This is a genomic window from Arthrobacter sp. P1_A5 (genome assembly GCF_056406825.1).
Genome location: NZ_JBFTZL010000065.1, coordinates 1 through 18540, shown reverse-complemented (window position 1 = coordinate 18540; position 18540 = coordinate 1). Strand labels below are relative to the sequence as shown.

At 67.2% G+C, this 18540-nt stretch carries 17 protein-coding genes; 9 read left to right on the top strand and 8 right to left on the bottom strand.

Annotated features, from left to right (window positions below; genetic code table 11):
• The first annotated feature begins 151 nt into the window (after positions 1–151).
• Positions 152–1258, top strand: coding sequence for a serine hydrolase (locus tag AC1D1S_RS11190; RefSeq protein ID WP_476994458.1), 1107 nt, complete (start codon positions 152–154; stop codon positions 1256–1258).
• 27 nt (positions 1259–1285) lie between these two features.
• Here the strand turns inward: AC1D1S_RS11190 and AC1D1S_RS11185 are convergent, their stop codons facing one another.
• From AC1D1S_RS11185 to AC1D1S_RS11175, 3 genes are read right to left on the bottom strand one after another with little or no spacing between them, the layout of a single operon-like run.
• A complete protein-coding gene (locus AC1D1S_RS11185) occupies positions 1286–4426 on the bottom strand; it encodes an efflux RND transporter permease subunit (RefSeq protein ID WP_476943473.1) in 3141 nt (1046 codons plus the stop codon).
• Between the two features lies 1 nt (position 4427).
• Positions 4428–4895, bottom strand: coding sequence for a hypothetical protein (locus AC1D1S_RS11180; protein WP_476994457.1), 468 nt, complete (start codon positions 4893–4895; stop codon positions 4428–4430).
• Complete coding sequence (locus AC1D1S_RS11175; RefSeq protein ID WP_476994456.1) at positions 4892–8086, bottom strand: efflux RND transporter permease subunit; 3195 nt, start codon at positions 8084–8086, stop codon at positions 4892–4894. Before AC1D1S_RS11175 ends, AC1D1S_RS11180 begins: the two co-directional genes overlap by 4 nt.
• A 293-nt stretch (positions 8087–8379) precedes the next feature.
• Here AC1D1S_RS11175 and AC1D1S_RS11170 point away from each other — a divergent pair, with 293 nt between their 5' ends.
• On the top strand, positions 8380–8574 hold the full coding sequence (locus AC1D1S_RS11170; protein ID WP_243177309.1) for a DUF1918 domain-containing protein: 195 nt from the start codon (positions 8380–8382) through the stop codon (positions 8572–8574).
• A 15-nt stretch (positions 8575–8589) separates the two neighbouring features.
• Here the strand turns inward: AC1D1S_RS11170 and AC1D1S_RS11165 are convergent, their stop codons facing one another.
• Positions 8590–10044, bottom strand: a complete 1455-nt coding sequence (locus AC1D1S_RS11165; protein WP_476994455.1) for a DUF5129 domain-containing protein — start codon at positions 10042–10044, stop codon at positions 8590–8592.
• Positions 10045–10147: 103 nt separating this feature from the next.
• Between AC1D1S_RS11165 and AC1D1S_RS11160 the strand changes: the two genes are divergently transcribed.
• The 4 genes from AC1D1S_RS11160 to AC1D1S_RS11145 all read left to right on the top strand — a co-directional run bounded on the left by AC1D1S_RS11160 (position 10148) and on the right by AC1D1S_RS11145 (position 11803).
• Positions 10148–10669, top strand: a complete 522-nt coding sequence (locus AC1D1S_RS11160; protein ID WP_243177311.1) for an LpqB family beta-propeller domain-containing protein — start codon at positions 10148–10150, stop codon at positions 10667–10669.
• Entirely contained in the window at positions 10666–10869 is a 204-nt protein-coding gene (locus AC1D1S_RS11155; protein WP_476994454.1) for a DUF5671 domain-containing protein, read from the top strand. Before AC1D1S_RS11160 ends, AC1D1S_RS11155 begins: the two co-directional genes overlap by 4 nt.
• Before the next feature lie 218 nt (positions 10870–11087).
• Positions 11088–11285, top strand: coding sequence for a YegP family protein (locus AC1D1S_RS11150; protein ID WP_243177313.1), 198 nt, complete (start codon positions 11088–11090; stop codon positions 11283–11285).
• 50 nt (positions 11286–11335) lie between these two features.
• Complete coding sequence (locus AC1D1S_RS11145) at positions 11336–11803, top strand: SRPBCC family protein (RefSeq protein WP_028276178.1); 468 nt, start codon at positions 11336–11338, stop codon at positions 11801–11803.
• An 80-nt stretch (positions 11804–11883) separates the two neighbouring features.
• Here the strand turns inward: AC1D1S_RS11145 and AC1D1S_RS11140 are convergent, their stop codons facing one another.
• Positions 11884–12924, bottom strand: coding sequence for an isopenicillin N synthase family dioxygenase (locus tag AC1D1S_RS11140; protein ID WP_243177314.1), 1041 nt, complete (start codon positions 12922–12924; stop codon positions 11884–11886).
• Between the two features lie 319 nt (positions 12925–13243).
• Between AC1D1S_RS11140 and AC1D1S_RS11135 the strand changes: the two genes are divergently transcribed.
• Positions 13244–14191 carry an alkaline phosphatase family protein gene (locus tag AC1D1S_RS11135; protein ID WP_476994453.1) on the top strand — a complete coding sequence of 316 codons (948 nt, stop codon included), beginning with the start codon at positions 13244–13246 and terminating at the stop codon, positions 14189–14191.
• A gap of 61 nt (positions 14192–14252) precedes the next feature.
• Here AC1D1S_RS11135 and AC1D1S_RS11130 read toward each other — a convergent pair whose 3' ends face one another.
• Positions 14253–14972, bottom strand: a complete 720-nt coding sequence (locus tag AC1D1S_RS11130) for an endonuclease/exonuclease/phosphatase family protein (RefSeq protein WP_028276181.1) — start codon at positions 14970–14972, stop codon at positions 14253–14255.
• 186 nt (positions 14973–15158) lie between these two features.
• Here AC1D1S_RS11130 and AC1D1S_RS11125 point away from each other — a divergent pair, with 186 nt between their 5' ends.
• Positions 15159–15962: a thioesterase family protein gene (locus tag AC1D1S_RS11125; RefSeq protein WP_243177316.1), complete on the top strand. Its 804-nt coding sequence runs from the start codon at positions 15159–15161 to the stop codon at positions 15960–15962.
• A gap of 1 nt (position 15963) precedes the next feature.
• On the opposite strand, the gene AC1D1S_RS11120 is transcribed toward AC1D1S_RS11125, so the two are convergent.
• Positions 15964–16347 (bottom strand): DUF2177 family protein, encoded by a 384-nt coding sequence (locus AC1D1S_RS11120; RefSeq protein WP_028276183.1) that lies wholly within the window; start codon positions 16345–16347, stop codon positions 15964–15966.
• A gap of 16 nt (positions 16348–16363) precedes the next feature.
• Here AC1D1S_RS11120 and AC1D1S_RS11115 point away from each other — a divergent pair, with 16 nt between their 5' ends.
• Positions 16364–17110, top strand: coding sequence for a lipoate--protein ligase family protein (locus AC1D1S_RS11115; RefSeq protein ID WP_476994452.1), 747 nt, complete (start codon positions 16364–16366; stop codon positions 17108–17110).
• Here the strand turns inward: AC1D1S_RS11115 and AC1D1S_RS11110 are convergent.
• A partial coding sequence (locus AC1D1S_RS11110) for a carboxyl transferase domain-containing protein (protein ID WP_476994451.1) occupies positions 17083–18540 on the bottom strand: 1458 nt, incomplete at its 5' end. The two genes, AC1D1S_RS11115 and AC1D1S_RS11110, sit on opposite strands and share 28 nt — an antisense overlap.

The window sequence follows — 18540 nt, the reverse complement described above, 5'->3', positions numbered from 1 at the left end:
GCGCCGCTCCTTACGTTTTCACCAGCGTACGCCGCTGCTTCGGAGGGCAGACCCACTTTTTCCCGGAGCCGTACCCTTGCGCGGGAAGCCGCCAGGGGGAAGAATGCTGGAAGTCTATGGCCCCACCGCGGTCAGTCACCTTCGGGGAAGCATGATGCCTGCGAACGATTCGAACAACAGCACGGGGCCGGTCCCGAAGCCTGAGCCGGCGCCGCGCCACTACCGCTCCGGCGGGCACCGGGCCAACGACGGTTCCCGGCCCGGTCCGCGGTCCCTCGCCCGGCGTGCGGGAAGGACCCGGCGACAGTATCTGACGGCGGCCGCCGTCGCACTTGCCCTTGTGGGTGCCGGCGTCTATGCAGGCGTCCAGGCGGCGCTACCCGTTGACCCGCCGGCCGCTGCAGCGACGCCGCCGGCGCCGGTCACGGATGCCGGCCGGACCGTTCCGCCTGCGTCTGACCTGCCCGCAACTGCTTCGCCAACTACTGCTTCGCCCGCGGCCGGCGCCGTCTCGGCGGCCGCCGGGAAGCCCGCTGAGATCCCCGCCGTGCCTGCCGTCGCGGTCCCGGCCATTGACCCGGAACTGGACAGCCAGATCAACGGGATCATCGCGGCCAACAGCGCCTATGCCCTGGGGGTGTCCTTGATCGATGTCTCCGACGGCGTGGTCCACGGCTATGGGATCCAGGACAAGTTTGTGGCCGCCAGCACGGCAAAGATTCTGGCCGCGTCGGCGTATTACCACCTCGTTGAGACCGGCCGCGCCGCGCTGACCGCCCCCATGGGCAACTCGACGGCCGGTACCCAGATCCGCCGGATGGTCCAGCAGAGCAACAACGACTCGTGGGCGCTGATCCTGCGGGCGGTCGGCGCGCGGGGCATCACGGATTACGCCGCCTCGATCGGGATCACCTACGACCGCACGGTCAACCTTCTGACGCCCGCAGAAATGGCGAGGACCCTCCAGTTGCTCTACACGGGACAGCTGCTCAATGCCCGCAACACCGCCCAGCTCTTGTCCTATATGCAGAACACCAACTTTGAGACACTGATCCCGCCGGCGGTTCCGCCCGGAGTAGGGGTTCACCACAAGTACGGGCTGCTGTTCGGAAACCTGCATGACGCGGCCGTCCTGGACAAGGACGGCCGGGCCTTCGTGTTCGTCGTGTACACCCGCGGCAGGAATTACTCCGATATGGGCCCCCGCACCCAGATCATTCAGCAGCTCACCCGGACTGTGACCGCCGCCCTGTTCTGATGGTTGAGGTTCTGACGCCAGCCGCTGTTAGACGGACACCGGCCCGGCGGCAGCGCGTTCCTTCTCCCTGGTCTTCCTGGACTTGGCGAACCGGAGATAGAGCGAGGGCACGATGAACAGATTGAGCAAGGTGGAGGTGACCAGGCCGCCCAGGATAACCACGGCCATGGGGTGTTCAATTTCATGGCCCGGGATGTTGCCCATGACAACCAGGGGTACCAGGGCAAGCCCGGTGGCCAGGGTGGTCATGAGGATGGGCGAGAGCCGCTCCGCCGCCCCGCGCATCACCAGGTCGCGGCCGAAGGTTTGGCCTTCAAAGGTTTCCAGATGCTGGCAGTGGTTGATCAGCAGGATGCCGTTGCGCGCGGCGATCCCCATCACCGTGAGGAAGCCAACGAGGGACCCGAGGGACAGGACGCCGCCGGTCATGTAGGCGGCTATGACCCCGCCCACCAGGGCGACCGGCAGCGTCAGCAGCGACAGGACGGCCAGCCGCCAGCTGCGGAAGGACGCCTGCAGCAGCAGGAGGATCAGGACAAGTGCCGCCGCGGAGTAGATCATCAGGCGGTTCGTTGCCGCCTCGCGTTCGGTGTATTCGCCGAGCAGCTGCACGCTGTAGCCGGTGGGGAGCTCCAGGCTCTCCAGCCGCGATTTCAACTCACCGACCACTGTTCCCATATCCGCTCCGTTGGCCAGGAAGGATCCCACCTCGACGCGGCGGGATCCGTTGGTGCGGTCGATCTGGTTCGGCGTCGCCTGCAGGCTCACGTCCGCGACGTCGGCGAGGCGCACCCGCGCTCCGCTGGGCGTATCGATGGGCAGATCCTCGATGCTGGTGACGGAGGAGCGGGTGGCCGGGGTGCTCCAGACCTGGACGTCGTAGGCCCGGCCGTCCCGGAAGACGTCGCCGACCTCCTCGCCTGCCACGAGTGTCGCGGCCGCGCGCCGGACATCGCCCGGTTTGAGGCCGTACTTCTGCGCCGCGGCCAGATTAACCGTCACGGCAATCTGGGGGACTTCCACCTCGAGGGACACATGCGGGTCCTCGGTGCCCTCAATCGAGTCCATGATGGTCTTGACCCGTTGCGCCTGTTCCCGGAGCACATTGAGGTCGTCTCCGTAGACCCGGACCAGGATGGGTTCGCTGGCGCCGGTGATGACCTCTTCAATCCGCTCCTTCAGATAAGTCTGGACGTCACGGTGCAGCCCCGGGTAGCCGTTGACCACGTCCTCCACGGCGGCCACTGTCGCGTCGTAGTCGGCGTGGCGGTCGATGCTGATCCAGTGTTCGCCGGCATTGACACCGACGATCTCGTCCGCGGCAAATGCCTGCCCGATGTGCGTGCCGCAGTTCAGGACGCCGGGGACCTTGAGGAATTCCTCACAGCCGCGCTGGGAAATCCTGAATTCTTCGGCGGCAGACGTACCCGGTTCGGAGATCCAGTGCATCAGGAAGTCCCGTTCCTTGAACGTGGGGAACAGGGAAGAACCCATCAGGGGAGCGAGGACCAAACCCACCACCGCCAGCACGCCAAAGCCCGCGTAGCCGAACCGGGGCCGGTTCATGGCCTTGGACAGGGCGGCGTGGTAGCCGCGTTTGAGCACCCGGACCAGCGGCGCATCGCGTTCTTCGAGTTTGGCGTTGCCCAGCAGAATCAGGGCAAGAGCCGGCGTCACTGTCAGCGCCACGAACATCGAGGCCAGGACAGCCAGGGTGTAGGAGACGGCCAGCGGCCGGAAGAAGACGCCGGTCAGACCGTCCAGGAAGAAGATCGGTACGGCGGCGACCACAATGATCAGGGTCGCGTAAACGATCGGGCTGCGCATCTCCAGGGAGGCTTTCAAGACCACCGATGCCGCAGATTCGTCACTGCCCCGGGCGCGTCGCTGCCGCAGGCGGCGCATGATGTTCTCGACGTCGATGATCGCGTCATCGACCACGACGCCCACCGCAATGACCAGCCCCGCAAGGACCATCGTGTTGATGGAGCTGGACGTGAAGTAAAGCACCAGTGCGGCTGTAAGCAGGGACAACGGAATGGCGATGATGCTGATCAGGGCCGTGCGCCACTGGAAGAGGAACGCGACGAGGATCATGACCACCAGCAGGCAGCCCAGCARCAGCGCRATGCTGAGGTTGGAGATCGCCTCCTCGACGAAGCTGGCGGGCCGGAAGATCGTGGTGTCGAAGTTGATACCGCGCAGGCCCGGCTGCAGCTCGTGGAGGGCCTCCTCCACGCCTTTGGTCACGTCCAGTGTGTTGCCCCAAGGCAGCTTCTCGACGATCAGCATGAGCCCGTGACCGTTGTTGATCACGGCGTCACCAATCAGCGGCTGATGGTCCTCGACAACCTGGGCAACGTCGCCCAGGTGYAGCGCCACGCCGTCCTTTTCCCGAATCGTCACCTGGGCCAGATCCGCGGGCGTCTGGATCGGCTGGACGTGGCGGACGCCCATCCTCTGGGTCGGACTGTCAATGAAGCCGCCGGTGCCGATGAAGCGTCCCGGCGAGTACTTCAGCAGCCCGGCGTCGAGGGCGCCGGCGGTGACTTCCATGACCTGGTTGAGGGAGACGTTCTGGGCCTTGAGCTTGTCAGGCTCCACCTGGACCTGCAGCATCTGGAGCCGCTCGCCCCAGATGGCCACGTTGGCCACCCCGGGGACCCGCAGCAGACGGGCCCGGATGGTCCAGTAGGACAGCATGGACATTTCGATGAGCGAATGTTCCGACGACGTCATCCCGATCTTCATCACGCGGCTGGTCGCGGACAGCGGCTGCAGCATCACCGGCGGGGCCGCCCACGTCGGCAGCGCCGCGGTCACCGACGCCATCCGTTCCGAGACGAGCTGACGGGCGTTGAGCAGGTCAGTGCCTTGATGGAAGAGCAGCACGATCGAGGACAGCTGGGGCACGGACTTGGACCGTATCTCGTCCAGGCCCGGCATGCCGCTCACGGCGGCCTCGATCGGCACACTGACGAGCTCTTCGACTTCCTGGGCGGTCAACCCGAGGCATGCGGTCTGGATTTCGACGCGCGGCGGGGCGAATTCCGGGAAGACATCCACGGATGCGGCGCCCAACTGCAGGGAACCGAGCAGCATCACGGCGCACGCGAGGGCGACAACAACCGTCTTGAAACGGAGGCTGATCCCGATGAGCCAGCGCATGTCACTCGGCCGTATCGAATTCGGTCCCGAGAAGTTCCTCGGCACCTGTCGTGACGACGACGGTCCCTGCCGGCGGCCCGTCCGTCAGGACGGCAACGTCGCCGTTGATGYGCTGGACCGTGATCGCTTGGCGGACATAGACGCGGGGCTCAGGGTTGGTGTAGACCCACGCCTTGCCCGAGCTGTCGTACAGGATGGCCCCGTAGGGGGCAGTGAGCTTCCCGGTCTTGGGATCCACTGCAATCACCGCTGTCGCGATCCCAACCCGTTCGACGGCGTGGTCGGTGAGGGTGAGCCGGTGAAGGTCCGTGCCCGGGACTTCAGCGATCGCCGCCGGTTCGCCTTCGGACGGTGCGGCCTCCGGTGCCTGGGCGCAACCTGTAGCGGAGAGCGCCGTGAACGCCGTCACGATCAATGCAGTGATGAAAACCGCGACCTTGTTGCCCCGCGGCGAAGGTGTGGAGTTCATGACGCACCCCGGCTTTCAGTTGGTGCAGCGGTGCCCGGGCCGGCGGGCGCGCCGGGTGCCTGCTGCGGCTCGAACCGAAGCAGCACAGCGGGCACGACAAACAGGGTGAAGAAGGAAGTTGTCAGCAGGCCTCCCCAGATGATCACGGCCAGCGGCAGGATGATTTCCGCTCCGACGACGCCGCCCAGCAGGACCAGGGGCAACAGCACCAGGGCCGTGATCACGGTGGACATCAGGACGGGTCCCAGCCTCTCCCTGCTTCCGCGGACCACCAGCGCGGGCCAGGGCGCTTCAGCATCGGTTGCCCGCAGGTCCCGTACGTGGCTTGCCAGCAGGAGGGCGCCGCGGACGGCGATACCAAGGACTGCGGCGAAGGCGACCAGGGCGACCAGGGCGTTGACGCCCCCGGTGGCCTGGGCGGCCAGCACGCCGCCGGACAGTGCCAGGATCAGGCCCAGGAAGAGCGGGGCGGCGAGCCGCCAACTCCCCGTCGCCGTTTGCAGCAGCACCAGGATGCCGGCTGCGGCGACCGCAGCGAGCAGCCAGAGCCACTGGTAATTACTTTGCTGCTGGGCGTACTGGGTGAGGATCTCGGCGTGGTAGGACATCGGGAACTGCATCTGCTGCAGGGCCGCGTTGATGTCACGCTGGATGTCGCCCAGCGGGCGACCCTGGATGTCAGCCTTCACGTCAATGCGGCGCGAGGTGTCATCGTGCAGGATCACGGATTCATTCCCGACCATGGCCACCTGCGCGACGTCGCCGAGGCGGGCGTGCCCGCCGTTGGGGGTGTCGATGATCAGGTTGCGGACGCTGTCCAGGCTGCTGCGGGTGGCCGCGGCGCCCTTGACGATGACGGAGAAGACTTTCTGCTCTTCGTACAGGTTGCCGACTTCAATGCCCTGCAGGAGGGCGGCTGCCGCGCGCCGGACGTCGCCGGGGACGACGCCGGCCTTTTGGGCCGCGGCGAGGTTCACCTTGACTTCGGCGATGGGCTGTTCGGCGGGCAGGTCGACGTGGGGATTAGCCACCCCGGCCGTGTGCTCCAGGATTGTTTTGACCTCCGCCGCCTTTTGCCGCAGGATCGCCGGGTCGAGTCCGAACACCCGGACGGCAAAGCCGCTGTCGGCTTCTTCCCGGATCTGGTCGATGCGTTCCTGCGGGTAGGTGGAGACCTTGCTGGTCAGGCCCGCATAACCGGCGATCACGCGGTCGACGGCGGCGGCCGTGTCGGCGTAGGCCGCCTCGGGGGCCACGGTCACCCACAGCTCGCCGGAGCTGACGTCGCCGACCTGATCGGAGGTGATTGCGCGCCCGATGTGTCCGCCAACGTTGGCCACGCCCGGCAACGTGCGCAGTTCGTCGGCCGCCGCCTCGGTGATCCGGCTCATTTCCTGGTCCGAGGTTCCGGCGATCGCGCTCCAGTGCACCACCAGGGTCTTGTCCGCCAGGACGGGCACCACGGGATGGGTTCCGGCCAGCTGGGGTGCGAGTGCCAGTCCGGCCAGCGCCACAACGGCGGCGGCGGCGAACACCCACCGGGTTTTCCCTGCCAGTCGCTTCACGTAGCCGCCGTAGGCGCCTTCAAGCCGCCTGAGGGACCGCCTCTCCGGGGCCTTGGAACCCGCGGGAAGGACGAACGCGAGGGCGGCCGTGACGGTGAGGGCGACGATCATCGAGACAACCAGGGCGATCAGGTAGCTCTGCACCAAGGGTCCGAACAGGGCGCCGTTCTCACCCGGGATGAACAGTGCGGGCGCGAGGGCCAAAGCCATGATCAGCAGTGAGTAGAGCATTGGCGTGCGGGCTGCCCGCAGGGCGCCCGGGATCACTGAATCACGTGGCTGCCCATCCTGTGCCGGCGTGGACTCAGTCCCGCCGTCGGCCGTTTCGCGGCGGGACTTGGCCTCGGCCCTTCGTGCCCGGGCGATGCCGCTGAGGTCTTCCGCGACGTCTCCGACGATGACCGCCAGTGCCAGCACCAGGCCGGCCATGACCATGGTGTTCATCCCGGTGCCGCGCCAGTCGAGCACCAGCGCCGCCGCGGTCAGCGACACCGGGATCGTGATCAGGCTGATCAAGGCGGTGCGCCAGGAGCGGAAGAAGGCCCCAAACAGGGCGACAATGAGCAGCAGTGTCACGAGCAGGGCGGCGCCGAGCGTCCCGATTTCTTCGTCGATAAAGGACGCCTGCCGGTAGACGCTTGTATCTATCGCGACCCCGGGCAGGCCGGGCTGGAGTGCGTGCAGGGCCTCGTCAACGCCCCGGGTCACGTCCATCGTGTTGGTCTCCGGGAACTTCTCGATGACCAGCAACAACTCGGCTTCCTTGCTCAGCAGGGCATCGCCGATCAGCGGCTGGTGGTCTGTTGACACCGTGGCCACGTCTTTGAGCAGGAGATTGCCTGGCGCACCCTGGACGGGGACCTGGCCCAGGTCCTCCGGCGTGGTGATCGGCAGGACATGCTGGACACCGATCCGCTGGTGTCCCGTCTCGAAGAAGCCGCCGGTGCCGGGTGTGGACGCCTCCAGGTAGCTCAGTGGCGAGACCCACACGGAGTTGCCGGTCGTCTTGATGATTTCATCCAGCGTGACGCCCTTGGCTTCGAGCTGCGCCGGGTCCACCAGGACCTGGAGTTGCTGGTCGCGCTGGCCCCAGATCGCCACGTTGGCGACGCCTGGCACGGCCAGGAGCCCGGGTTTCATGGTCCAGCGGGCCAGGACGGACATGTCGATGGCCGACATGTCCTTGGAGGTCAGCCGGATCATCATGACCCGGCTGGTCGAGGACAGCGGTTGCATCAGCACGGGCGCCGCCGAAACATTGGGCAGTGCGCGAGCCTGGGTCAGCCGCTCCGAGACCAGCTGGCGTGCGCGGAGGAGGTCGGTCCCCGGCTTAAAGACCATCTGGATCGAGGACAGGCCAGGGACGGATTTGGACCTGATGGCCTCCACCCAGGCGACGCCGTTCAGCAGGTCGGCTTCCATGGGTGAGGTGATGAGCTGCTCAACCTCGGCGGCCGACAGTCCCAGGGCTTCGGTCTGGATCTCCACCTGGGGCGGGGCAAATTCCGGGAAGGCGTCCACGGACATGCTCGGCAGGCTGGTGAGCCCGAAGGCCAGGATTCCCGCGGCTGCTGCCAGGACCAGGAGCCTGAACTGCAGCGTCCAGCGCACGATTGCCCGCATCATGGCCGGTACCCCGCAAGCCCCACAGGAGTGTGCACGTCAAGGTCGGTGAAGCTTCGGCGTCGTCGGCAGCCCGGGCCGTCGGGATGGGCGGAGGGACGGAGCCGGTCGTGGAGCGGTCCTGCCGCGAAACCGATCACCGGGAAAAGGGTGCTGACTGCTTTTCCTGCTTGGCCAACTGCACATTTACGGTTCACGGCGCGGCTCCTCAACCTCAGGCCATAGCGCCCCCCAGCCGATAAGAGCCATAATGATCTTCGGGCACACAGGCGTCAATAGAGATACAGGTGATCGCCATGAAAGCAGTCGCAGGGGACCGCATCGTCATCCGGGGGACCACGGTCGAATCCACGGACCGGCACGGTCTGATCCTTGAAGTGAAGGGTGCCGACGGTGCGCCGCCGTACCTGGTCCGGTTCGACGACGGCCACGAGACGATCATGTTCCCCGGTGGAGATTTCGCCGTCGAAAAGGCCGCGAGCGGGCCCTAAGTCCGTTAGCGCGCCCTAGAAACTCGACGAACTTCCGGACCCGGAAAAGCTTCCGCCGCTGGACCCGTACCCGGTGGTGGTGCCGCCGCCGCGCGCGCTGCTGACGCTGCTGACGCCGCTGCTGAAGCCGGTGTTGAAGCTCGGGACCGAGAAGAAGTAGTAGGACGGGTACACCGTTCCGAGGATGCTCGGCTCGTACGTGCGGCCGTATCTTGCCTTCGTTCCCGCCTGCGCGCTGTCCATTTCCTCGCGCATGAGCCCGGCTTCCTTCTCATTGCGGGCAAAGGCCTGGATCAGGGTGTCGGCGTGACTTTTCAACAACTCCGAGAGGTGGGTCCGGGCGTCACGCAACCGGTCCAGCGCCGCTTCGGGTGTGATGGAGCCGTCCGCCAGTTCCGTCGACCAGCGCTCCATGTTACGCCGGCTTTCATCGCGGAAGGACCGCAGTGCCACCGCCGTCGCTGAGGTTCCCTCGGCCCGGCGCTGGCTGAGCAGGTCTTCTACGCCGTCCAGATCGTTGCGGAACGGCGCGAGCTGGCGGTCCCAGGCGGCCGCCCAGGACGAGCCCCGGTTGAGCAGGGCATTGGTATCGGCGATCACGTCGTCCAGGGCGTCGAGTTCGGCCGCGGCATCGGCGTAACTCCGGACCAGTTTGAGGTTGGGCCGGCGGCTCAGATCCCGGCTGCCAAGGGCGTGTACCTGGTTGGAAAGTTCGGTGGCCGTGCCGTAGCGGTTCACGAACGTGCGGTGTTTTTCCAGCACCGTGCTCCCGTACCGGGAGGACTCGGGAATGGTGCTGGCGTTGAGCTCGGTCACCTGCAGGTCCATGCTGACACTGGCGTAGCTGGCGTCGCCCCGGGCCAGTTCCTTCCGGCTGGACACCCGGGTCCGCCACCGCACGATCAGCCACGCCGCGGCTGCGCAGACCGCGGCGGCCACCGCCGCCCAGGCTGTGACGAGGAAGGCTGTGGAACGGTACCACGGCTGATTGATGAGTTCGGCGCCGCGGCGGATCCCGGCAATGGTGCCCTCGGTCCACTGCGCGTCGCGAAGCAGCTCTTTGGCGGCGTTCTGGATGTCCTCGCGCTGTTCGGGGGAGACCTTCCGGTCCTCACCCATGTACGTCCCCACATGCCGGCCCACCGGATCCAGGGCGAAGATGAACAGTCCGTCTGCCCACTTCTGCCCGTCAGCACTAATCCATTCGGGATGTTCGGTGCGGGCGAACCGCAGGACTTCTTCGTTCAGATTGTCGGCGGCAGTGCCGTTATAGGTGTACACCGCAACTTTGGTGGGCTCATAAAAGTCGGTGGCCTGTACCGCCGGCAGCAGCGTCCGCTGGTCCAACACCCCGGCGCGGTCTTCGACGACGACGGCGGTCGGCGTCGTGGCGAGCGCGGCCGGGGCGCCGCCGAGAAGGCCGGCCATCAGTACAACAGCAGCGGCGAGGGCGTTGCGCATGATTCCCATTTTCCGAGCGTAGTGGCTGGCTTCGGCCGCGTCGACGCGGACGCCGCGGAAAGGGGACGAAAGACATCGTGACCGTGCGCTGGACGGCGTCCATACTTTGGCCATGAGGCCGCCGCCTGAAGGACCGCCGGAGGAGCCCGGCCCAGAAAAGCCGGGGGAGGCGGGGGAGCCGCGCCGCACCAGGCCTGGCCGGACCCTGCTGGCCATCATGGCCGCGATCGCGGTGATCGTGATCATCGCGCTGGCAGTGGTCTTCACCCGCGGGGAGCCCGCGCCCCTGGCCGAGTCAACGCCCGCCGGCGTCGCGCAGCGCTATGCCGCAGCCGTCATTGCCGGGGATGAGACGGCCGCCTCTGCCTACCTGACGCCGGCCGCCCGGAGCAAGTGCACAACCGGGGCCCGCCCTTCGGCCCGGAACCTGCGAGTCACGCTGGTGTCCACCACCGAGCGGCCGGAATCCGCGGACGTGAGGGTGCTCATCACTGTGTCCGAGCCGGGCGGTCCCTTCGGCAGCGCCGAATACCAGGTGGAGGACGCGTTCGATCTCGTTCGGGCGGGCAATGGCTGGCTGATCGACACCGTGCCCTGGCCGCTGGCAGTGTGCACCGGCGAGGCGAAGCAATGAGCGCCCAAGGGACAGTGCGCCGGCTCATCACCTACGCGCTGCTGTTCGCACTGGTGGTGACAACCGCCGTCGGGCTCAGCGGACTGCTGGGCCGCCTGCTGGTGGCGGGGACAGAGCTGGCCCCGGACGACGTCGCCGGGCTCGCGCGCTCGCTGGCGTTCGCCCTGATTGGCGGGCCGCTCGCGGCCCTTTTGTGGTAGGCGGTGTGGCGGCGGCTCGAGGACCCGGAGGAGCGGTCCGCCATCGGCTGGGGTCTCTACCTGGCAGGTGCCTACCTGCTCGCAGGGCTGACCGGCCTGTCCTGAGCCTGGTCGGGCCAGGCAACCAAAGGACTCTGGTCAGCCGGTTGCGGCGGCGCTAATCTGATCCGTGCCGGCTCCCCGGCCGGCCACAACAACGGAGAAATCAGGGATGCACCATGGCTGGCAAGTATGAGGTCTACAAAGACAAGTCCGGCGGATTCCGGTTCCGGCTTAAGGCCTCCAACGGCGAGGTGATCGCCTCCTCGGAGAGCTACAAGACCAAGGCGAGTGCCATGGGCGGGGTCGAGTCCGTCAAGAAGAACGCGGCCTCGCCKGTGGTCGATCTGACGGAGGCAACCGCTGAGAAGGGGTGAACCCGCAGGGCACGCGTCCGGTTGGGCCGGTCACCGCCTAGGATTGCCGCATGTCTACTTATGAAGTTACCCGCAGCGCAGTCATTCCAGCCCCGGCGCAGGACATCTTTCCGCTGGTCAACAGCTTCCACGAATGGACCAAATGGTCCCCTTGGGAGGCCGTTGATCCGGCCATGGAACGGAGCTACTCCGGCAGCGACTCCGGCGTCGGTGCCAAGTACACCTGGAGCGGAAACCGCAAGGCCGGCTCCGGCACCATGGAAATCGTGGACACTTCCGAGCCGCGCAACATCAAGATCCGTCTGGAATTCACCAAGCCCTTCAAAGCGGTCAACCCCACCTCCTTCACGTTCACGCCCTCCGGTGACGGCACCCAGGTCACCTGGACGATGACCGGGGAGAACAAGGGCATCGGCAAAGTGTTCGCCCTGTTCATGAACATGGACAAAATGGTCGGCGCCGACTTCGAAAAGGGCCTGGCCGCGCTGGCCGGCGCCGTGAAACAGCGACAGGCCTGAGCGGGGGGACGCCGCCGGGCGGGCCGTTCGGGCCGGGCGGCTCGTCATTCCCGGCACGTTGGCCGGTGTGCCGCTGCCGTTCAGGCCTGCCCGGTGGTCCGGACCAGTTCCGGGTGATGAATCCGGGCGACCTCGGGGTGGGCCCGCAGCCAGCCTTTGAGCACGTTTGCGCCGTAGGACGCGAGCATCGGATTGTCCGGATCATCGGTGACCCCCCGGGACCGGGCCGCGAGTGCGGGAGGCAGGGGCACTGGCTCAATGACGGCGTCGAGCCGGGGCGAGAAGAAGAAGGGGACCGTGTAGCGGTCGACGCCGGCCGGGGGCGCCTCGACGCGGTGGATGGTGGCGGCCAGGTAACCCTGGGTCGCGACTTCGAGCATTTCGCCCAGGTTGATGACCAGGGCCCCTGGAATGGGTTCGACCGGAATCCAGCTGTCCGTGCCCGGCGGGAGTACCTGCAGGCCGCCGACCTGGTCCTGGAGCAACAAGGTGACGAAGCCGTAGTCCGCGTGCGCGCCGACACCCTGCGGACCGGCATCAGCGACGACGCCGCCGACGTAGTGGACCAACTTGGCCATCCAGGCAGGTGAGTCCCGGAAGGGTTCATCGAAGTATCCTTCGGGCAGTTCCAGCGACACGGCGATGGCGCTGAGCAATTCGGCCCCGACGCCGGACATCCGTTCCGCCCAGGCCATGCACACGGTGCGCAGCTCGGGCAACGCCCGGTCCGGCATCAGGTTCGGCCCTTGGACCAGCCAGTACGGCTGATCCGGCGGGTAGTCCTCGACGGCGGGGCGCTCCGGTCCAAAATCCAGCTGCTCCCGCGCGTCCGGCCGCCCCTGGGTGATTTCGTGGCCCAGCCGCGTGTAACCGCGGAAATGGGGCGAGAGCCGGTTGTCCAGTTCCAGCCGTGATTCAAGCGGAAGCTCGAAAAAGCGCCGCGTGACGTCGAAGAGCTCATCCACCTCGGCGGCAGGGGCCCCGTAACCCGTCAGCTGGAAGAAGCCCACCCGGTGCGTGGCGTCGCGCAGTGCATCAATAAACGCCGGGTCAAACGTGCCGTCCAGCCCCCTGGCGGTACTCAGGTCCAGGAGCGGAATGGAATCCGATGGTGCGCCCATGAGTGCAAACTACCACCACAGCATTCACTACTGAACTCATTCCCAGCAACTGTGCAGGGTCCTCGCGGGTATTCTTGACCGCGGTGTGAAAGAGTGCAGACACCGAAGCCGCCAAGGCCACGCTGACAGGTCAATCAGAAAGCCGGAATCCATGAGCCGGACTGCCACGAAAAATCATCGACGAATCGCCGCGCGTCTGCTTGTTGCAGCAGTCCTGGTGGCATCGGCGGCGGCGTGCGAGYCGGGGCCGCCGGGCGGCAATCCGGGTCCCACTGCCGGGGGCACTGCCACCGCGGGGGCGGCGTCGAAGCCCGGGCACGTGTTCGTCATCAATCTCGAGAACAAGGGCTACAACAAGGTGTGGGGCGCAGGCTCGGAGGCCCCCTACCTGTCGCAGACGCTCCGCAGCCAGGGTGTCCTGCTTTCCAAGTACTACGGGATCGCCCACAATTCGAACCCGAATTACCTGGCCCAGATCTCCGGCCAGCCGTCCAACGCCATGACGCGGGAGGACTGCCCCACCTACGCCGCGTTTGAGCTGACGGGGACGGGCGCGCTCGGCCTGGCGGAGGGCGCCGGCTGCGTCTATCCGGCCTCGGTCCCCACGGTCGCCGGGCAGCTCAGTGCCGCAGGCAAGACCTGGAAGGGCTACATGGAAGACATGGGCACGCCGTGCCGTCATCCCGACCTCGGCGGGCAGGACACCAGCCAGGGCGCCAAGGTGGGTGACCAGTACGCAACGCGGCACAACCCGTTCGTGTATTTCCAGGCCATCACCTCGTCGCCGGACTGCCAGAGCAACGTGGTGGACTTCAGCGAACTCCGCGGTGACCTCCAGTCCGTAGCCACCACCCCCAACCTGTCCTACATCTCACCCAATCTTTGCAATGACGGCCACGACAACCCCTGCGTCGACGGCAGTGCAGGCGGACTGGCCACCGCCGACACTTGGCTGAGCCAGCAGGTCCCGGCCATCCTGGACTCCCCGGCCTTCAAACAGGACGGGATGCTGGTGATCACCTTCGACGAGTCCGAGGGCAAGACAGTTGGGCCCTCAGGGCTGCTGCCCGGAGGAACGGCCGGCGGCAGGATTGGTGCACTGGTCCTCTCGCCGCTCACCAAGGGCGGCACGACGTCGGACCGGCCGTACAACCACTTCAGCCTCCTGGCCAGCATCGAAGACGCCTTCTCGCTCCCGCGCCTCGGATACGCCGGGGCGCCGGGCCTGGACAGTTTCGGCGGGGACGTCTTCAATGCGGGGTCCTAGCGCGTCACCTATCTCCTAGCGGCAGCGCCGGCGGTCAGCACCGACCCGGCAGGACCGGCCGCTAATGCTCCGCAGGTCCCGAACCGTTGGGGGGCGCCTCCTGGCCGTATTCGGCCGAGATCAGGATGGGCAGGTGGTCCGAGGCGCCGCGGGGCAGCGTCTCCACGCTTTCGATCTCCAGCCCCTGGGAAGTGGCAAAATCAAAATGGCCCTTGAAGACCTTGTACCGGGTATAGGTCCGGCGGTCACTCATCGTGAGGTCGTAGCCGGCGTCCTTCATCTTCTCGGTCAGGGACTTGGTGAAGAACGGATAGTTGAAGTCGCCCACCATCAGTGACATCAGCCCGCCACCCATGCTGAGCAGCTCGGCGTGGGCGGCATGGATCTGGTTCCGCCGCAGAGAGTTCGACGCCGTCAGCGGCGCCGCGTGGAAGGACGCGATGACGAGCTCGTGGTCGGTCTCGTTGTCGGTCACACGAGTGCCGATGAGCCGCTCGTGCGCGGGGGAGAGGACACGGTCGTGCATGGACTTCTTAAGGGCGAAGGTCTTGGTCTCGTAGGCCGTGAAACGGCTCATGCGGTAATAGATCGCCAGGCCCAGCCGGTTGCCCTTGGTGGAATCGGCCAGGTGCAGATCCCCGATGGTCTCCGGCAGATCGTCCGTATCGCACTCCTGGAGGCACAAAGCATCAATCTCGAAATCACGTGCCAGATCGACCAGCTCGCCGCTGGCCGCGTGCTTGCGGAGGTTGTAGCTGATGACTCTAAGCAGGGGGAGCACCTCTTCGGTGAATAGTCGTTAAAACCTCACCCGAGTCTACCCAGTCCGAGCGGATCGGTTGGGAACAAGCGCAGCGCGCGTCCGGGGTCCGCGCCGGATCGGAGCCGGAAACACAGCGGCCGGGATCACGGAAAGCGCAGCAGGATAGTGTGTTCTGGAATCACCAGCCATGCGAAAGGGCGGACGTTGACTGCTGCACTACCGGAACTTGCCGAGGGCGATTTCTACTACGAGGCCCTGGGGGACGGGCGGTTCCGCTCCACCATCCACGCCCAAGGCGCCTGGAACGAACACGAGCAGCACATGGCCCCCGCGTCCGGCATCATGGCCGACCGCCTGGCCCGGCACGAGCCCCGCGAAGAYATGCGCATGGCGCGGCTCAGCTACGAAATCCTCGGGCTGATCCCCGGCGGTGAGTTCGAGATCGTGACCTCCACCCTGCGCCCGGGCCGGACCATCGAACTGGTGCAGGCCGAGCTCGTTTCCGGCGGGCGCACGGCCATTCGCGCCACGGCCTGGCGGATGATCACCTCTGACACGTCCGCCATCGCGGCCTTCGAGGATCCCAGGATTCCGGCGCCGGAGGACTGCGAGCCGTACGACGCCGCGGCCGTCTGGCCCGGCGGCTACATCGCCTCCCTGCACATGCGGATCGCCGAGGGCCACCGGGCGGGCTCGGGAACCGTCTGGCTGCGCACCGACTACCCGCTGACAGACCGGGCGGACAGCGGCGACCTCGCCCGGCTGGTCGGCCTCGTGGACACGGCGAACGGCATTGCCGCCCGGGTCCCGCCGGGCAAGGGCAGCTACGCCTTCCCCAACCTGGACCTGCAGATCCATATGTACCGGCAGCCGGAGGGGGAGTGGCTGGGGCTGGACAACGAAGTCACGTTCGGTACGGACGGGATCGGGCTCACCTCCACGGTGCTGCATGACCTCACAGGCCCGTTCGGACGCGCGGAACAGATCCTGACGCTGCGCAGGTCCTAGCTCAGTGGAAGACGAGCCAGCCGGCCAACGTGGCCAGCGCCGTCAACACGGCACCCCACAGGATGTCCACGACGATCAGCTGCCACGGCCACGTCTTGAGCGTGGCGGCATTTGTCAGATCGTAGGTGGCGTAGCCAAACACGCCCAGCGCGGCACCGTAGCCCACAGCGCTGAGCCAGCTGCCGCCGTCGAGCGCTGGCGTCAGGGCAAAGAACACGATCCCGGCAATGTAGATCACGTAGAACACCACCGCGTAACCTAGATTGGGCTTGTCGGCCATCAGGTCACCAATCTGGCGGCGGTAGAACGGGTTCATCGTCTTGAGCCAGATGGCGTCGATGACGGCGAATGCGGCGGCTACGACGAGGAATTGCAGAATGACCATAAGGGAGCATAACAACATGCCGCAGGCGCCAGCCGGGTCCCGGACACTGACGGTGGTGCGGCAGCAGGAATCACTTGGCGCCGCGGCCGACCTCGACTTCGCGCTCGGGCTCCTCCAGAAGGTCAAGACCGGCTCACTCGGTCCCACCTTGCGGCTGTACCGGCCGGTCCCCACGGTCGCCTTCGGCCAGCGCGACACGCACCTGCCCGGCTTCGAGGCCGCCGCCAACGCCTGCCGGCAGCTGGGCTTCGAGCCGCTGGTCCGCAAGGCCGGAGGCCGCGCGGCGGCCTACCACGAACGAACGCTCGTCATCGATCACCTGGAACCCGATGCGGACGCGATTGCCGGGGCCAAGGGGAGGTTTTCGCGGTTCGGCAAACTGCTCGCCGGGGCACTGCGCGACGCCGGCGTGGATGCCGGCGTCGGCGAGATCCCGGGGGAGTACTGCCCCGGGGAGTTCAGCGTGCACGGCAGCGACCCGGAGGTCCCCGAACACCGAATCAAGCTGGTCGGCACCGCCCAGCGGGTGGTCGCCGGCGGCTGGCTCTTCAGCTCCGTGATCGTGGTGGCGGACTCCGCCCCGATCCGCGCGGTCCTGGAGGCCAGTTACACCGCCCTCGGCCTCGAATGGGACCCCGCGACGGCCGGCGCGGCCGATGACCTGGTGCCGGGCCTCGACGTCGATGCGGTCGAGGCCGCGGTGATCGCCGCCTACGGACGCTACGCCCCGCTCAGCTACGCGGAGTTCTCGAGCCTGCTCTGAGCCTCATCCAGCGGTGACCCCGCCGGGGGGCGTCCCGCCACTGGCGCAAGGACGCTGCCCAGATTGCGGTACTTCGCCAGACGCCCGGGGAGCAGTTCGTCGACTCCTGCGGTGGAGAGCATGGCGAGTTCGTATTCAATGGCCCGGCCGAGGCGCTGGCAGAAGGCCTGCGCCTCGTCGGCGGCATCGGGCCGTTCGTCCACGATGTGCTCCACAAGTCCGTTGGCGTGCAGCGACGCGACGTTGACGCCCTGGGCCTCGGACATGGCCGCGGCGAAGCCCGTGCTCCGGTGGACGATCGCGCTCGCGCCTTCCGGCGGCAAAGGAGAGAGCCAGGCGTGCTGGGCGGCGATGGTGCGGTCCGCGGGCAAGAGGGCCAGTGCCCCGCCGCCGGATCCCTGTCCGAGCAGTACGGACACCGTGGGTGCGTTGAGTCCGATGAGGTCGTGCAGGGAGCGGGCGATCTCGCCGGCCAGGCCGCCTTCCTCGGCCTCCTGGGACAGGGCGGCACCGGCGGTGTCGATGATGGTGACCAGCGGGAGCCCGAGTTCCTCGGCGAGGCGCATGCCACGCCGGGCCTCCCGGAGGGACGCCGGCCCCATCGCGGTCTGTCCCATGCCCGTCGGCCGCGTCGCCCGGGGCCGGGTGTGGCCGATCACGACGCAGGGTTCCCTGCCGAAACGGGCCAGGGCCAGCTGGAGGCCGGGGTCCTTTTCGCCCTGGCCGGTGCCGTTGAGCGGAAGCACGTCCCGGGCCCCGTGCGCCAGCAGTTGCCGGACATCCGGCCGGCGGGGGTCGCGGGAAATGCCGATCGATTCCCAGGCGCCGGCGCCGGACGGCTTCACGGACAGCGTGGCGGGCGCGGCGACCGGCGGGCGGGGGCCGGTGACCAGGATGCCCAAGGCGCGGTCGACGACGTCGGACAGCTGCCAGGGAGGGACCACCGCGTCAATCAGCCCTTTGTCGAAAAGGTTCTCGGCCGTCTGAACGTTCTCCGGGAACGGGGTGGCGTGGAGGGCCTCGTAGACCCGGGGTCCGAGGAAGCCGAGCAGGGCGCCGGGCTCGGCGGCGGTGATATGGCCGAGGGACCCCCACGAGGCCATGACGCCTCCCGTGGTGGGATGACGCAGGTAGACCAGGTAGGGCAGTCCGGCCTTGCGGTGGGTGCGGACGGCGGCGCTGATCTTGACCATGGAGAGGAACGCGATGGTCCCTTCCTGCATGCGGGTCCCGCCCGACGCGGGGCCGGCGAGGAGGGGCAGGCCTTCGCGGGTGGCCCGTTCGACGGCGGTGACGATCCGTTCCGCGGCGGCCTGGCCGATGGAGCCGGCGAGAAACCGGAACTCGCTGACGATGACGGCCACCCGGCGGCCCCGGATCAGGCCTTCGCCGGTAAGGACGGATTCGTCCACGCCGGTCCTGGCCCGGGC

Bases quoted from the DNA above. Each gene is read 5' to 3' on its own strand.
- AC1D1S_RS11190 (WP_476994458.1), top strand. From the start codon at position 152: ATGATGCCTGCGAACGATTCGAACAACAGCACGGGGCCGGTCCCGAAG.
- AC1D1S_RS11175 (WP_476994456.1), bottom strand. From the start codon at position 8,086: ATGATGCGGGCAATCGTGCGCTGGACGCTGCAGTTCAGGCTCCTGGTC.
- AC1D1S_RS11170 (WP_243177309.1), top strand. From the start codon at position 8,380: ATGAAAGCAGTCGCAGGGGACCGCATCGTCATCCGGGGGACCACGGTC.
- AC1D1S_RS11165 (WP_476994455.1), bottom strand. From the start codon at position 10,044: ATGGGAATCATGCGCAACGCCCTCGCCGCTGCTGTTGTACTGATGGCC.
- AC1D1S_RS11160 (WP_243177311.1), top strand. From the start codon at position 10,148: ATGAGGCCGCCGCCTGAAGGACCGCCGGAGGAGCCCGGCCCAGAAAAG.
- AC1D1S_RS11155 (WP_476994454.1), top strand. From the start codon at position 10,666: ATGAGCGCCCAAGGGACAGTGCGCCGGCTCATCACCTACGCGCTGCTG.
- AC1D1S_RS11145 (WP_028276178.1), top strand. From the start codon at position 11,336: ATGTCTACTTATGAAGTTACCCGCAGCGCAGTCATTCCAGCCCCGGCG.
- AC1D1S_RS11140 (WP_243177314.1), bottom strand. From the start codon at position 12,924: ATGGGCGCACCATCGGATTCCATTCCGCTCCTGGACCTGAGTACCGCC.
- AC1D1S_RS11120 (WP_028276183.1), bottom strand. From the start codon at position 16,347: ATGGTCATTCTGCAATTCCTCGTCGTAGCCGCCGCATTCGCCGTCATC.
- AC1D1S_RS11115 (WP_476994452.1), top strand. From the start codon at position 16,364: ATGCCGCAGGCGCCAGCCGGGTCCCGGACACTGACGGTGGTGCGGCAG.